Consider the following 15,102-nt stretch of genomic DNA (forward strand, 5'->3'; position numbering starts at 1 on the left):
TCACGGCCGCGACAGCGGATGGACGTATGAACGCAGTTTGTTGATCACGGCCTGCTCACTTTGCTCGGTGAACGCGGCAGCGACGTAACGGTCGGGACGGACGAGCACGGTGTGGCGTGTGGCCAACCCGGGAAGCGCGAGAACACGCCCCGCATCCATCAGGACCTGCTCATCACGATTCCGGCGGGTCGCGTGGGAATTCCCCGTGAGCGTGATCCGGCGAGCGCCGAGCAGGGACCAGAACTGGCTGCCGGCTAACGTTTCGGCGACACCTGCCCCAAGTGTGATGAGCGCCCACCCGCTCCCCAGATGTGAGTCGAGTGGCGCCGTCGATCCGTCCTCATCGGCTACGGCCGGTTGGCTGAGGGCAAGGCCCACCCAGGCTGCGACTCGACGATCAACGTCGCGATCTGCTTTGATGGCCACACCGTTGCGGTAGTCCGGCGGCGTGATGAACCGCATCGAACCCAGGTACCTATGCACAGCGGGAATCAGGCTGACCGTACGGAAAGCAATATCCCGGAGATTGGTCCGGAAAGCGCCGACGGCCATGACTACTGCACCGGTCCGGCGTGAAACCTTGACCATCTTGGCCGCGTGGGTGCGGCGTTCGGACTCGTAAGTGGACAGGAGGCGGTCCGTGCCTACACCGCGGAGCACTTCCAGCAGTTTCCAGCTCAGGTTCAGGGCGTCCCGCAGGCCTGCGTTCAACCCTTGTCCGGAGAAGGGAGGCATCAAGTGTGCCGCGTCCCCGATCAGGAACGCGCGTCCCGAACGGTAGGTGCGTGCCAGCCGCTGATGGGCTACGTAGACCACAGCACGCCTGACGTCTTCGGTGCGGAGCTCCGGGTGGAAGGGTCTGGACAGCTCCAGGATCTTCTCCGGGGACGTCATTTCGTCCGCGTCTTCGTGGTCGAAAAGCATGAACTCAAGCCGCAGGCGGCCCTTGATTCCCGGAACCAGGACGTAGGGACGGGTCCCGTTTCCATGGAACTCGGCGTAGGGTTCGCGTGCCCCGGGGATGTTGAGCAAGTCCACCACAATCCATCGTTCCTGCTGGGTGGAACCCACCAGGTCGATGCCCAGGCTCTCGCGGATAAAGCTGCGACCACCATCCGCCCCAACAAGCCAGGACGCCGTCACGGTGCCGGCGCTGGCGCCGGCGTCGGCGTCGGAGTCGAATCCGACGCTCACACCGTCGGCTTTCTGGCTGATGGAAGTTACCTGGGCACCGGCGAGGAACTCAATCCCATGGTGGTTTTGGGCCTTGTTCCACAGCAGCTCTTCCAGCACGGGCTGGTCGAACTGCGACTTCGCAGGATGGCCGATGCGGGAGGGAACAGGCGTGGACGACGCAAGGGGCCTGTCATTCAACCCGAAGTAGCGGCTGCCGGTTCCCAGCAGCGATTCCGTCTTCAGCGCTTCCGCGAGGCCCAAGCGGTCCATCGTCCGGAAGGTCTCGTCAGCGATGCTGATGGCCCGCGGCAGGTCCATCGGCGCCGTGGCGGTTTCGAGCAGCACAACGCGTGCACCGCCGTCGGCAAGCAGCAGCGCCGCCGTCAGTCCAACCGGGCCGGCCCCCACGACCGCAACTTCGAAGTCCTCCATGGTGTTACCTCCACGCATTCTTAAGCAACGAGGACGTTGCGAAGGGTGCCGAGCTTGCCGACCTCAACCTCAACCACGTCACCGGGGACCAGGAATGTTGGCGGCTCCATGAACAGCCCCACACCGCCGGGCGTACCGGTAACAATGACGTCGCCCGGAGCCAGCGGAGTGAACGCGGTGACGTACTCGATGATGGCGGGGATGTCGAAGATGAGGTCAGCGACGGCGGCATGCTGCCGGACCTCGCCGTTTACACGGGTTTCCACCACGAGCTCGGTGACGTCACCGACTTCCTCGGCGGACATGAAGTAGGGGCCGAAGGCTCCGCTGAGTGGGAAGTTCTTGCCGGGGGTCCACTGACCCGTGTGGCGCTGCCAGTCGCGGGCGCTGAAGTCATTGAACGCGGCGTAGCCGGCGATGTAGTTCCACGCGTCTTCCGGCTTGACGTGGTCCGCGTGGGCTCCGATCACCAGTGCGACTTCGCCTTCGTAGTCGTACATGGAGCTTTCTGCGGGAATCGGCAGGTCTGCGCCGTGGGCAGCAAGGGTGTCAGAGAAGCGTGCGAAGACGGTGGGCTTGCCTAGCTCGTCCCGTCCGGTTTCCTCCCGGTGGCTGCGGTAATTGACGCCGATGCAGATGACCTTGCCGGGCGCTGACAGGACGGGGAGGAAGGTGGTTCCTTCAACCGGCTGGACCGGCGCCTTGTCCCCCTCCAGGGGAGCTGACAGCAGGCCTTCCTCGATGGCCGACTGCAGCGAGGGGCTGAGGCTGGCGCCACTGGGACCAAGGTCAAGCAGTTCTCCGTTGGCCTCCAGGCCCCATGTGGGCTGGCCTTCTTGGTTCAAGTAACTTGCGTAGCGCATGTGAATCCTTTCTTGTGCCGGCGTCATTGCCTCCGGGCTTGCCGGTGTTTGAACTATACGAAGAATGCATTCTTGAGTCAATAATGTTCTTTCGATCCATGAGTGCGTAAGTGTACGCTTGTGCCATGGCACGACAAGCGAATGCAGAAACCATCAGCGAAGTGGTCCGGGGCAAGTTACGGGCCGAAATCTTTGCTGGCCAGTGGGCCCCGGGTACCAACCTCCAGGTTGGTGAGCTCACCAAGCGGTACGGCGCCAGTTCCACTGTCGTCCGTGAAGCGCTGGTGCGTTTGGCTGGTGAAAAGTTGCTGCAATTCCGCCCCAACAGAGGCTTTTTCGTCTCCGAATACACCCTGGAAGAACTTCGCGGCCTGGGTGAACTTCGTTGCCGCGTGGAGGAGTATGGCCTGACCTTGGCCATCGAACAGGGCGACGTTGCCTGGGAGTCCGACCTTCTTGCAGTGCACCACCGCCTGGAGCGGACTCCGCGCCGCACCACCGAGGACCCGAACCATATTTCGGTTGAATGGTTCCTGGCCCACCAGGAGTTCCACGCAAAGCTGCTGGAAGCCTGCCCCGTCCCGTTGTTGCAGGACTTCGCCGCCACCCTGGGCGAGGCTACCGCCCTATACCGCCTCTGGACCGCTCCGGACAAGCGCGCCCAAACCCGGGACATCGAGGCCGAGCACCGGGCCATTCTCGAGGCAACCATTGCCCGCGATGCTCCGACGGCCACCAAGCTTCTGCGTGAGCACTACATGCGCACGATCGATGTGATCGAAGAAGCCGAGTTCCATGCCGCCGCCGAAGCCGGGCTGCCCAACGAGTAAGGGCAACCCGGCCCGTTACTAGTTCAACGCGATGGGGAAGGCACCGTGCAAGCGGAAGTCCTCGCCGTTGTAGACGCCCCAGCGGTTGAACCAAGTCCGGTCATCTTGATCCCATTCGATGGGAGGACGGTCGAGGTCGTGGATCTGCTCCAGATCCGTGTACAGTTCCACCACAGTGCCGTTGGGCTCGACGTAGTAGGCCGCGATGTTGTGTCCCGCTCCGTGGCGCACGGGACCCCAGATCAACCGACGACCTTTGGCGAACAACCTGTCACCCAGCCTGCCAAGGTCTGCGATGGACTGGGTCTGCCACGCGTGGTGGTGCAAGGAACCGCGGCCCTTGATGAGGGCAATACCGTGATGATCCGGGTTGCACCGCAGGAAGTACGCGAAGTCCTGGCCAATGACATCGGAAACCTTGAAGCCGAAGAACTCCACCAGGAAGTCCTTCATGACGGCGGGGTTCTGGGGATGGATATTGATGTGGCCATACCGGTCTGGACCAAAGGACGCAGGACCGTGACGGAAGTCCTTCATCCCCACATAGACGTGGTAGACGTATCCCTCTGGACCCAGGACAGCGAAGCCTTCACCGATCTCCCGCTCGAGTGGGCTGCGGGTAAGGATGGGGAACCCAGCCGCCTCCAGGCGCTTGCGGATGATTTCCAGCCCCTCCGGGCTGTCCGCAACAAGGCCGATATGGTCGATTCCGTCCTCTTCGCCTTTTACGTAAACCAGCTCGTGATGGCGGTCCGCAGCGGACAGGTAGGCACGGTTGTCATCGTTCAGCGTCATACGCAGGCCGAGGACATCGGTGGCCAGTTCAAGGGACTCGTCGTAGTCCCTGGTTCGCATTGCGAGATAGCCCATCTCGGCAATCACACCAACTGCCATAGCTAAAACCTTTCTTTGAATGCCCAGCTCCTACACGGAGCGGGACGAGCCGCCATCCACACGGATGTTCTGGCCTGTGATGTAACTTGATTCCTCGCTTGCGAGGAACCGGATGACGCGGGCCACTTCCCCAGAGCTGGCAGCCCTGCGCAGCGGTATCCGGGCGGTCCATTCAGCCGGCACGATACCGGGGTCCTCCTTGGTGAAGCCTGGGAGGACATTGTTCATTCGGATTCCGGACGGACCGTACTCGTCGGAATACAGCTTGGTGAACGACCCCAGGGCGGCACGGAAAGTGCCGGACACCGGGTAGTTCGGATTCGGTTCAAGAGGGGAACTGGTGGAAACGTTCACAACCGATCCCCCGCCGGCGGCAAGGAGGTGGGGAGTGACAATTCGAGCCATGCGAATAACGTTCATAAGGTACATCTCGTAGCCTTCGAGCCATTCGTCGTCGCTGATCTCAAGCACCGGCTTCCTGGCCGCGTGGCCGGCACTGTTAATTACGACGTCGATCCGCCCGTAAGTCTCCAGCGCCAAGTCGGTTATTGACTGCAGGTCCACAACGGAACCGTTCGAACCAACCGCGCCCACCCCGCCGAGGCTCCGTGCCAACTCCATGGCACTGCCGGAGGGAGAAAGGGCTGCGATTTTGTACCCGTCATCAGCCAACGCCCTGGCTGCCGCACCCGCGATTCCGCGGCCACCGCCTACCACCAGCGCTACCTTGACTGGTGCGTTCACTCCTTGTCCTCCGCCTCGCCGAGCTCGGCGTAGTGCTGGACGAGCCTGTCCATGGCGAGCGCCGAGAGTTCGGCCGCTTCGGCGAAGTCAATCTGGTCACCTGCCGAGGCCGAGATGTAGAAACCGTCCGTCAGGGCGCGCCCCAGCATGACGACTTTCCGTGCAAGATCAGGCTTGGCGCGCAGGGCCGCTTCCGGGAGCCCCGGAGTGACGGCCTCAACCATGAGTTCGTACATCTGCTCGCGCACTTCCAGGTACTTCTGGCGGGCAGCGTTTCCTGCCAGCCGCTTCTCCAAGGCAAAGAGCAGGCCGATGATCCAGAACGCTTCCTGTGCGTGCTCGGGATCAGTCGAATTGGCGGCGGACCCGGCGATACTCGTACGAAGGATTGCCCTGTTCTCCGGTCCACGGTGACGGGTCTGCCAGTTTTCGAAACAATAGTCGATCAGTGCAGCAAACAGGCCCTCTTTGTTTTCGAAGTGCCAGTAGACCGAACCGATCGGCAGGCCGGCAACCCGGGCCACCTCGGCCATGGTGGTGCCTTCATAGCCGACTTTCACGGCCAGCTGGAGCACAGCTTCGAGGATGGCGCGTTCATTTTCCGGTGTGGATTGGTGGACGCGGCGACGCTTGCCGGTCTCGGTCTTGCCGTTGCTGCTGACATCCGCACCTGCCCGGGGACTCATGCGTTCAACTCCCCACGCGTCGCAGAGCGTTCTCCGCCGGGGTTGATCTTGGCAAACTGCACTTCCTCATAGATCTCGTGGCGCAGTTCGCCGAAGCGGGGAAGTGACCTGGTGTCTGCTTGGCTGCGGACGTCCGGAAGGTCGATGTGGAGGTCGGCCTGGACAATGGTCGGCGAGCTGGACAAGACCAGGACGCGCTCCGCCAGGTACACGGACTCATCGATGTCATGGGTGACAAAGAGGATGGTCATGTTCAGGCGCTTCCATACGTCCCGCACCAGGTCCTCGAGCTCGCCACGGGTCTGAGCGTCAACCGCCGCGAACGGTTCGTCCATGAGCAGGACGCTCGGGTTGGATGCCACAGCCCGGGCGATGGCCACGCGCTGCTGCATGCCGCCGGACAGCTGCCAAGGGTAGCTCTTGGTCGCGTGGGAAAGGCTGACCGCCTCCAGCGCTTCATTGACACGTACCCTGCGTTCGGCCTTCGGCACACCTGATGTCTTCAGAGGCAACCCGACGTTTTCTTCCACAGTGAGCCAGGGGAAGAGACTGCGGCTGTATTCCTGGAATACCACCGCCATGCCCTCGGCTGGACCGGAGACGCGCTTGCCGTCCAGCACCACCTCACCGGAGGTTGGTTCAAGCAGGCCGGCAATGCATTTCAGCAGTGTGGTCTTTCCGGAGCCGGAAGGACCCACGAGGCAGGCAAACTCACCGGCATGGAGATCGAAGGTGAGTGACCTGACGGCCTCCACCTCGTTGCGGGAGCCTACGCCGTAGACCTTCCGGACCTGCTGGACACTGAGACGGACGTCCGACTTGTTAGCCGTCATTGGAGGCCTCCTTAAGACCGTAGTACCATCCCAAAACCCGTTTTTGGATCGCTTGGAATGCAACCGAGAGCAACACACCTATGATCCCCAGCAGGACGATGCCGCTCCACATTTCAGGGATTGCAACGCGGTTTTGGAAATTAATAATCGAGTAGCCAATACCGTCGGTCGAGGCGAACATCTCCGAAACGACCAGCAGGATGAGTCCCACGGCGAGGCTGTGCCGGATGCCGGCCATGATGAGCGGCATCGCTCCGGGCAGCACCAGGTAACGCATGCGATTGAAGCCACGGAGCCGGTAGACCAGCGAAGTGTTCTTCAATACTTCATCGAGGGAACGCACGCCTTCAACCGTATTCAACAGGATGGGCCAAAGACAGCCCAGGACGATCACCGTCACCTTCATCGTGTCATTGATACCGATGAGCAGGAGCAGGACCGGGATGAGGATGGTTGACGGCACCGCCCTGATGAACTCAAGCAACGGCTCAAGGAGCCACCGCAAGCTGCGGGAAAGGCCGATTGCAATTCCGAGGGCGACGCCGAGCACCAGGGAGATTGCGAGGCTGATCAGGAGCCGCCCCATGCTCGGGAGGACGTCGCTGAAGAACTTCTCGCTGAACCACACCTTGGCAAAAGTGTCGGCCAGTTTGTCGGGCTTGGGGACAAAGAAGTTGACGCCCTGCGCTGTTGCCGCCCACCAGATGACTATGAGGATGACCGGCAGGCCCAGCCACATGCCCAAACGCTTGAGGACGGTCATGCCGCCACCTCCGAACGGACGGAGCTGTGCCAGAAGAGCACTTTTCGCTCGACGAAACGGAAAATCAGGTTCACGACGATTCCCAAAAGACCTGACGTAATGATGAGGGCCATCATCGCCGACGGGTTGTCATTGAGCTGGGCCTGGGCGACCGCACGTCCTATCCCCGGTGTACCGACAATGAGCTCCGCGCTGATGGACAGGATCAAGGCGACAGTAGCTGCAAGCCGGATGCCCGTCATCAGGTACGGCAGGAGCGTGGGGAGAACGAGGTACCGCACGCGCTGCAGCCAGGTCATGCGCAAGGTGTGCACTGTGTCATCAGCAACTTTGTCAATGTCCGTGATGCCGTACAGGACCTGGATCAGGACGATCCAGAAGCAACCGTAAACTACGATCAGTAGCTCGGCGCCGATCCTCGGGCCAAAGAGCAGTGCAGCCAAAGGAATCAGGCCGACAGCCGGAATCGGGCGGAGGAACTCGATGGTGGTGTGGGTCGCCGACCGTAGGAATTTGCTCGAACCGATAAGGAGCCCAACCGCTACGCCACCCAGGATGGCCATGATGAGTCCGAGGAACCAAGCCCACATGGTCTGGCCGACGGTGATCCAGAATTGGGTGAAGGTCAAGTTGGTGAGGAATGTTGGAATGACCACCGATGGTGGTGGCAAGTGGTGCTGGCTGACCGGGCCGAAGGCTGAGAAGACTTCCCAGACGATAAGTGCGGCGAGGATGCCAGCGACACCCAGGACATACGGCCCAATAGCAGCCCACTGCGCAGCACGCCGCACTGTCTGTTCCCGCGTGGGCAGGGAGCGCACAGCCACGCGGCTCAGGATCGGAGTTTGTGTTTCCACGGTTTCTGCTCTCGGTTGTTGCGATGAAATTTGTTGTCGGGGCCGGCCAGCGGCCCCGACAACAGCGGGTTATGGCTTCCAGATCACCTTGTCAACGTCCGGCTTGGTGCTGACGATGCCGTACTTGACGAGCAGATCCGCGAAAAGCTGGATGGTTTCTTTTGAGATGTCCGGGTTGTAGAGAGAGAGTTGGGCCTTCTTCGCAGCTGCAGGGTCCGTCCCCAAAGCGGCCGGCATTGCATCGCGGATCAGGTCGTTGTTCTCCGTCAGGAAAGGCAGGGCTTCCTTCATGGCCGCCGTGAAGCGCTTCACCTTGTCGGAGTCGCCCTCCACCAGCTTGCCACTGGAAATGGTCACTAGTTCGTTAGAACCCAGCCCCGCCTCCTGGATGAAGTCACTGACTACCCTGCCGCCCTTGGAAACCACCTGCTGCATGAAGGGTGAACCGGCCATGCCGGCGTCGATCTGGCCAGCCTCGATCTGCGCTGCAACCTCCGGGAAGGACAACTGAACGAACGTGACCTTCTTCGGGTCACCGCCATCCTTGGCTACAGCTTCCCGAATGCCGATCTCGCCGATGCTTCCCAGGGCGTTCACCGAGACCTTCTTGCCCTCAAGATCGCGGGCCGACTTGATGGTTGATGAGGCTCCAACAACCACTGCCGTGGAGTCTTCCACGATCTTGGGGTCGTTCTGGGTGACGCCCTCAACAATGCGGACGTCCAGGCCTTGTGTTGTTGCCGTCAGCGCCGTGACCGGGCTGGCCAACATGAAGTCGAGTTCGCCGGACGCCAGCGCAGGCAGCTGGGCCGCGCTGCTGCCGGCTCCAACCACAAGCTCCAGGTCGATGCCCTGCTTCTTGAAGTAGCCCTTGTCGATGGCCACTTGCATGGCTGCAACGGTGTTGGACGGGAAGATACCGTAGGTGACCTTGGTGAGTCCCTCGGATGTGCTGCCTGCTGCTGCCGGAGTGCTACCGTCCACAGATCCTGATGCGCAGCCACTGAGGGTCAGTGCCAGGCCCAAGGCAGCAACGGTAGCTGCGTGGGCTTTCTTGATGTTCATGAGATTCGCTCTCCCTTGAGTGAACGTTGGGCGGGCCTTCCCGCCTTACTGCCTGTGCTGGCGAGTTGCAGCAACAGTATTTTGCGGATTAAGCCTTTGTCAATGGATTATGCATTCTTAATCATGTTATGCGTTCTGCGGCGATAATGTGACGTCAGCCACGCTGAAAACCTTGCCCAAAACGCCGCTGAGTTCCTGTGCAAGGCACTCAGCAGCCACCACATGGTCGGGCCGCACGATGATCGCAGAGAAGGGCCTTTCGTCGAACCAAGCCTTCAGCACGCCGCTTTCGTCGCCCACTACCCGCACGCCAGGCGCGGCAGCAGCTTTGGCCCACGGCAGCTGCGTGGCCGGCACTGCGTGCACAAGGACACCGCCCAGCCTCCCAAGCTTCTCCGCGTCAGCCTCACTGACGAACGCCATGGGATCGTTGTTCCAGACCACCACACGCCACCCTTGGCCGGTGGCGTCGTCCAACAGGACCGAGATACCGTCCTCGTTGCGGACTGTGGGCTGTGGGAACAACGTTCCCACCGTACGCGGCGCGTCTTCCCTGTCCGGGAGTGACTTCCACGTGGGGAGCTTCGACGGAACCACAATGCCGTGATCGTACTTAGGCATGGGTTTGTAGCCTTGGCTGTTCAGGCGGGCGCGGGCCTTGGGAAGCCGGTCCACCACGGCGGCGGCCATATCGCGGACGGCCGTGCGCAGCCTGTTGTGGTCCGTCACGAGGTTTGCCATGTTCAGCGACAAAGCCACCATGGCCTTGACGTGTTCACGGCGTTCGTCTTCGTAGGAATCAAGCAGGCGGTCGCTGGTTTTGCCGTGGACCACGGCTGCGAGTTTCCAGCCCAGGTTCAAGGCATCCCGGATGCCGGAGTTCCAGCCCTGTCCAGCCACAACGGGCATGACATGGGCGGCATCGCCCGCCAGCAGGAAACGTCCCACACGGAACTTCTCCGCGACGCGGGCGTGGTGGGCATAGACCCGACGGCGGATGATGTTCAGGCGCGCGGGATCGGGCACGTGGGGGGCCAGGAGGGAGAACACGAACTCATCATCCTCGGCCACCTCTTCCGATTCCCCTTCGAACAGCGTGAACTCCCAGCGCCGGATGCCGTGGGGCAGGCTGAGCGTTGCGTAGCCGCGGCGGGGGTCTCCACCGAACACTGCATGCGGGGTGCCGATGGGATCGTTCGCGACGTCGATCACGAGTCCGCGCGTCGATCGGGTTTCGCCTTCGAATGCCAGCCCAAGGTGCTGTCGGGTCAGCGACCGGCCGCCGTCGCAACCCACGACGTAGCTGCCAGTAACCCGTCCCTGTCCAGTGGGCGTGCTGACCGTGGCGCTAACGCCGTCGGAATCCGATTCAAAAGCGTCCACCCGGCAACCAAAACGCACCTCCACATGGGGGTACCGCGCCAGACCTTCGAGCAGGGCCTTATCAACCAGGGGCTGGATAAAGCCGTTCCTTCGGGGCCAGCCGAACTCGCGGGTGGTGGGATTGATTTCCGCCAGCACCTTGCGGTCGCCGTTGACGATCCGGATCTTCTGGTCAGGCACCGTGTGCGGCAGCACCTTATCCACCAAACCGATGGTCTGCATGGTCCGGAGCGCCTCGTCGTCAATGCCGACGGCACGCGGGTAATCAATGAGTTCATCGCGGCCTTCAAAGACCACGGTGTTGACGCCAAACTGGCCAAGGAGGTTGGCGAGAGTCAAACCGACCGGACCGGCTCCGATGATAATTACGTCCTTGCGGTCGCTCATTCTGGGCCCCTCAGGGTCTTGATGGATTCCTGAGCCGCACGGCTAAGGAAGACGAGGTCAATGCCGAGGCCGACGTAGTCGACTAGTTCCCGGTCAAGAAGGTCGGCCGCGTAAGTACCGGAGCCAGAATAGATGCCCAAAGTCACGCCGTGTTCCCTCGTCAAGGCAGCCAATTGGACTATGGCTTCGCGGACGGGTCCGTCTTCCCAGTCGCCCCTGCCCGGAAGGCCGAAGGACACGGCCAGGTCCGCCGGCCCGACGTAAATGGAGTCCAGGCCGGGAGTCGTGACGATCTCTTCCGCGTTCTTCAGGCCGGCCACTGTTTCAATCTGGGCGATGGTGGACACGGCGCGGTTGCCCGCTTCGGTGTAGGACTCTCCCTTATAAAGGGACGGCCTGCTGGGACCGAGGCTACGGTTGCCCACACCGGGGTACTTGGTGGCTTCTACCAGCATTCGCGCTTGTTCCCCCGACTCGATGGTAGGTGCGATGATTCCGCGTGCACCGCTGTCCAGCAGACGAAGGATGGGGGCCGGATCCAGGCTTCCTACCCGGGCATAGCTGTAGGCGGAATCGCGGGGTGTGGCCCGCAGCATGGTGCAGGCTGCTTCCAGCCCCACTTCGCCGTGCTGCAGGTCGACCACCACGCCGTCGTATCCAGCAGCCAGCGCCCACTCCGTGACGGAGAGGGAAGGGATTGCCTGGTGCAACAGTGCGGGCGGCCGCCCGCCGCGGCTCTCCCACTTCATTTCGCGGTGCTTTCCGTCAGGCGCTTGGCGTGGGCGGCAGCGTTCATTCCGCCGAATATGGGGTTGATCTCGCGTCGCGCGATCTTCCATTCCCCGTCTACCTCGCGGTAGACCTCCCGGAATTCACCCACGCTGGCAGGCATGAGCGGGTTCTCCGAGGAGTCCCGGAACGTCAGGTACTGCGTCCAGCCATGGAGCTCCCCGCCTACACATTCCAAACGGATGCCGCCGATGAGGTGGCGGCCCACAACTCCCGTGACCTTGGCGCGACGCTCGCCCCAGGCCTTGATGGCGTCACGGCCATCCATGTCGCCCAAGGGGCCGGTGGATACAGCGTCTTCCGTGTATAGCTCCCAGGTTGTGTCCGCCTTGCCGTGATCGAGGCGCCACAGCAATTCCGCGACGAGTGCCTCGATGGCCACCCGGGTTTCGATCGTCACCTTATGCATGGACGGCCTCCGTCAGGTGCGCCACGACGTCTCCGAACCCGTGCGAGTACTTCGCCGAGTACGTAATGTTGGGATCCCAGTCCACGATCAATCCGATGGATCCGGAGAGCAGGATTTCTCCCGCACGGAGGGGCTTGCCGATCCTCAACGAGGTATCTGCCAACCACTGCACTGCATGGATGGGATCGCCCATGACATTTCCGCCAACGCCGCGCGTCAACTCTTCGTCGCCGCGGTAGAGGACCATCTCGACCTGCTTGAGGTCGACTTCGCCGTAAGGGATGCGAACCGAACCTGTGACAATTCCTTCGCAGGCCGCGTTGTCAGCGATCGTGTCAACGATACCCATCTTGTAGCTGTGGTAACGGTTATCAACCAGTTCCATTGCAGGCGTCACATAGTCGATGGCCGCTTCCACTGATGCCAGGTCCGGATCCAGGATGTCCGACTTCAGGACGAACGCCAGCTCGGCTTCGATCTTGGGGTGGAAGTACGCTGACGACGGCCGCTCAACCGGGGACTCGAAGACCATGTTGTCCAGGATGATGCCGTAGTCAGGCTCGTCCACGCCGGCACGCGCCTGGACCACAGGATTAGTCAGGCCAACTTTCCGACCAACGCGACGGCGGCCTTCCGCGGCTTCGCGCTGCTGGGTAACGAGCTCGGAGATACGGTAGGCCGCGTCCTTGTCCTTCTCCGGTAGCCGGTGGCGAACGAATTCGATAGGGGTGCGCGTTGTCCGCGCCTTGTAGAGATCGTCAGCGATCTCCGTAATGATGTCCGACATCTTCATCACGCCTTTCTGCTGAGGAAGTCGAGTGCTTTTTCGTTGAATTTCGTGGGATCCTCCCACTGCGGCCAATGGGCGGCGTTGCGGATCAGCGCGAATTCGCCGTCCGGAATTGCCGCCGCCAGGGTCTCGCCCGTTGCCACACCGCCCGTCGGCTCATGGTCCGTCCACACGAGCAGGGCCGGCACCGGGATGGCAGCGTAGTCTTCCTTGGTCACTTGGTTCCGGGCGCGGATGTCCGGAACCTGGAGCGCCATGATGTGCTCCATGGAGGTGATGAAGCCCGGCCGGCTGTAGACGGCACGGCGTACTTCCACCAGCTCGTCCGTGATCTGTTCGGGGTTGTGGATGACCACTTGGAGCCGTGCCTTGACGTTCTCGTAGCTGGGGTCCTCCACGGCCTTGCGACTCACTGGGCTGACACGATCCATGGACATAGGGCCCACCATGCGGCCGCCGGGAGCGCTCAGGACAATGGTGTGCAGGCGCTCGGGGTGGTGCGCGGCGAACTTGATAGCGATCCACCCACCGAGGGACTCGCCCAGGAGGTGCACCTTGTCCAGGCCCAGCACGTCCAGGAGATCCAGCAGATGTGCCTCGTAGTCCGGGATTTCCAAGTCGGCTTCAGCCAACGTTGAAAAGCCATGCCCGGGGTAGTCGTAACCGATGACCTTGTAATTCTGCGCCAGCGCACGGATGTTGTGGGTCCACGCTTCGATGTGCCCGCTGGTGCCATTGAGGAGGACCAGGGTTTGCTGTCCGGCGCCCACGGTAAGGACCCGTGTCAGCCATGGTCCTACTTGAACATACTCAAGGGTGTGGGGAAGGTCGGCAATCTCGCCCCACATGGTTACCTGGGTCATGCGTTCTGGGGAACAGCAGCTGTGATACCGAAGCCGGCACCCCAGGTCTTAACCGGCCAGTAGCGGTCCACCACCATGCTGTAGTCGCCCGCCGTCGACAATGCGCTGAAAGCCGCGATCCAGGAACGCATCTCATGTGCTGCGCTTCCGCCTTCGGCAATGAACTCGTCGTTGTCCCAGCCGTCCACGTCGCTCAGCGAGCCCGAACGGAACACCTTCATCAGCTTCTGGTCCCATTCCTCATTGAGGGGTGCGCTGGATGCGCGGCCGTCCGCAATAGCCTGAATGCCCTCAATGATCTTTCCTTCGCGGGCTGCACGGTCTTCTTTAGACGGTGCATAAGAGACCAAACGCTGCTGGACAGGGTCGGGCGCGCCGTCGTACTCGGGAATCGGCGGGTTGTGGGAGAGCCCGCCCGAGGCCACAAGGAGAACGCGCTTATCCAGTTGCTGGGCAGCGCGACCCAACGCCTCACCCATCAGACGGATCCGGGCCATGGGCGTAAGGGGCTTGCCGATGGCGTTCACAAATACGGGAACGAACGGGTTGGTGAAGCCCGAGCCAAACAGGAATTCCAACGGCTGCATGACGCCGTGGTCAACTTGGAGACGCTCCGAACGAGCTATGTCGATTCCCTGGGCAATGGTGAGCGCGTGCAGTTCCCGGGCAGTCTCGGAATCGACAGGGAGGGGGCCTTCGCCGGTTCCGTAATCGCCAACACCGACAGCCTGAGCACCAATGGCGAACGGCGGCATCATCGAGTAGAGCACACCGTTGAAGTGGTCCGGGCCGAAGATGACGGTAACATCCGGGGCGAAGTCCTCAACGAATGAGCGAACTTCTCCCAGGGCTTCATTCATTTCGGCGAAGATCGTTCCCCCGGGATCGACGTTCCCAAATGATGGCGCGTGTGACAACGCGGCAAGTGCAAGCGACATTGCTTTCCCTCTCAGTGAGCTCGACCACATCTGGTCGTTCCCTAGAGTGTAGATTCTAGATTCGTCATTTGCAATGCTTTGCTGTGATTCGTGCCAGCCGGCGCCTTCAAAGGCATCAAGCCCAGAGCCCTCTTACGTCAGATTCTGGCGCTCACCGGACAGCTGGAAACACTGGCCCTGGTCAAGAAACCAGCACCCCTCAAACCCGTAAACCGAGCCTGGAACGGCTAGGCAATCCGGAGGTTCTTCAACGAGGCAACGAAGCCACTCATCCGGAGGCTTCAAATGAGGCAACGTATTCTCTTCCCGGAGGTATTGCAATGAGGCAACAGGCTCTGACCGTGCGCTTTGAAGCGTCCTTATAGCCACCGGCTTATGGGCACTCAATCGGCAGTTCGCG

The 15,102-nt window shown here is 61.7% G+C and carries 16 protein-coding genes; 1 reads left to right on the forward strand and 15 read right to left on the reverse strand.

Annotated elements, in window-relative coordinates:
• Positions 1–1,626, reverse strand: coding sequence for an FAD-dependent monooxygenase (locus tag AC1DD5_RS10710; protein WP_442018966.1), 1,626 nt, complete (start codon positions 1,624–1,626; stop codon positions 1–3).
• Between the two features lie 2 nt (positions 1,627–1,628).
• Positions 1,629–2,471, reverse strand: a complete 843-nt coding sequence (locus AC1DD5_RS10715) for a fumarylacetoacetate hydrolase family protein (RefSeq protein WP_442005005.1) — start codon at positions 2,469–2,471, stop codon at positions 1,629–1,631.
• 125 nt (positions 2,472–2,596) lie between these two features.
• On the opposite strand from AC1DD5_RS10715, the gene AC1DD5_RS10720 reads away from it, so the two are divergent.
• Positions 2,597–3,301: a GntR family transcriptional regulator gene (locus AC1DD5_RS10720; RefSeq protein WP_477521431.1), complete on the forward strand. Its 705-nt coding sequence runs from the start codon at positions 2,597–2,599 to the stop codon at positions 3,299–3,301.
• A gap of 18 nt (positions 3,302–3,319) precedes the next feature.
• On the opposite strand, the gene AC1DD5_RS10725 is transcribed toward AC1DD5_RS10720, so the two are convergent.
• From AC1DD5_RS10725 to AC1DD5_RS10785, 13 genes are all read right to left on the reverse strand, one after another.
• Complete coding sequence (locus AC1DD5_RS10725; protein WP_442005003.1) at positions 3,320–4,195, reverse strand: VOC family protein; 876 nt, start codon at positions 4,193–4,195, stop codon at positions 3,320–3,322.
• Between the two features lie 30 nt (positions 4,196–4,225).
• On the reverse strand, positions 4,226–4,939 hold the full coding sequence (locus tag AC1DD5_RS10730; protein ID WP_477521432.1) for an SDR family oxidoreductase: 714 nt from the start codon (positions 4,937–4,939) through the stop codon (positions 4,226–4,228).
• Positions 4,936–5,625 (reverse strand): TetR/AcrR family transcriptional regulator, encoded by a 690-nt coding sequence (locus AC1DD5_RS10735; RefSeq protein ID WP_442005001.1) that lies wholly within the window; start codon positions 5,623–5,625, stop codon positions 4,936–4,938. The genes AC1DD5_RS10730 and AC1DD5_RS10735 overlap by 4 nt, the downstream gene beginning before the upstream one ends.
• Positions 5,622–6,458, reverse strand: a complete 837-nt coding sequence (locus AC1DD5_RS10740; protein WP_477521433.1) for an ABC transporter ATP-binding protein — start codon at positions 6,456–6,458, stop codon at positions 5,622–5,624. The genes AC1DD5_RS10735 and AC1DD5_RS10740 overlap by 4 nt, the downstream gene beginning before the upstream one ends.
• Entirely contained in the window at positions 6,448–7,221 is a 774-nt protein-coding gene (locus AC1DD5_RS10745; RefSeq protein WP_477521434.1) for an ABC transporter permease, read from the reverse strand. The genes AC1DD5_RS10740 and AC1DD5_RS10745 overlap by 11 nt, the downstream gene beginning before the upstream one ends.
• Entirely contained in the window at positions 7,218–8,078 is an 861-nt protein-coding gene (locus AC1DD5_RS10750; protein ID WP_442004998.1) for an ABC transporter permease, read from the reverse strand. The genes AC1DD5_RS10745 and AC1DD5_RS10750 overlap by 4 nt, the downstream gene beginning before the upstream one ends.
• Positions 8,079–8,147: 69 nt before the next feature.
• Positions 8,148–9,143 (reverse strand): ABC transporter substrate-binding protein, encoded by a 996-nt coding sequence (locus AC1DD5_RS10755; RefSeq protein WP_477521435.1) that lies wholly within the window; start codon positions 9,141–9,143, stop codon positions 8,148–8,150.
• A 126-nt stretch (positions 9,144–9,269) separates the two neighbouring features.
• Positions 9,270–10,913 (reverse strand): bifunctional 3-(3-hydroxy-phenyl)propionate/3-hydroxycinnamic acid hydroxylase, encoded by a 1,644-nt coding sequence (locus AC1DD5_RS10760; RefSeq protein ID WP_477521436.1) that lies wholly within the window; start codon positions 10,911–10,913, stop codon positions 9,270–9,272.
• Positions 10,910–11,662, reverse strand: a complete 753-nt coding sequence (locus AC1DD5_RS10765) for an HpcH/HpaI aldolase family protein (RefSeq protein WP_442004995.1) — start codon at positions 11,660–11,662, stop codon at positions 10,910–10,912. The genes AC1DD5_RS10760 and AC1DD5_RS10765 overlap by 4 nt, the downstream gene beginning before the upstream one ends.
• Positions 11,659–12,111 carry a nuclear transport factor 2 family protein gene (locus AC1DD5_RS10770; RefSeq protein ID WP_442004994.1) on the reverse strand — a complete coding sequence of 151 codons (453 nt, stop codon included), beginning with the start codon at positions 12,109–12,111 and terminating at the stop codon, positions 11,659–11,661. The genes AC1DD5_RS10765 and AC1DD5_RS10770 overlap by 4 nt, the downstream gene beginning before the upstream one ends.
• Positions 12,104–12,904, reverse strand: a complete 801-nt coding sequence (locus AC1DD5_RS10775) for a 2-keto-4-pentenoate hydratase (protein ID WP_442004993.1) — start codon at positions 12,902–12,904, stop codon at positions 12,104–12,106. The genes AC1DD5_RS10770 and AC1DD5_RS10775 overlap by 8 nt, the downstream gene beginning before the upstream one ends.
• Entirely contained in the window at positions 12,904–13,764 is an 861-nt protein-coding gene (locus tag AC1DD5_RS10780; protein WP_442018974.1) for an alpha/beta fold hydrolase, read from the reverse strand. Before AC1DD5_RS10780 ends, AC1DD5_RS10775 begins: the two co-directional genes overlap by 1 nt.
• Entirely contained in the window at positions 13,761–14,702 is a 942-nt protein-coding gene (locus tag AC1DD5_RS10785) for a 3-carboxyethylcatechol 2,3-dioxygenase (protein WP_442004991.1), read from the reverse strand. The genes AC1DD5_RS10780 and AC1DD5_RS10785 overlap by 4 nt, the downstream gene beginning before the upstream one ends.
• Between the last annotated feature and the right edge of the window lie 400 nt (positions 14,703–15,102).

Source organism: Paenarthrobacter sp. 10L420, assembly GCF_056395385.1.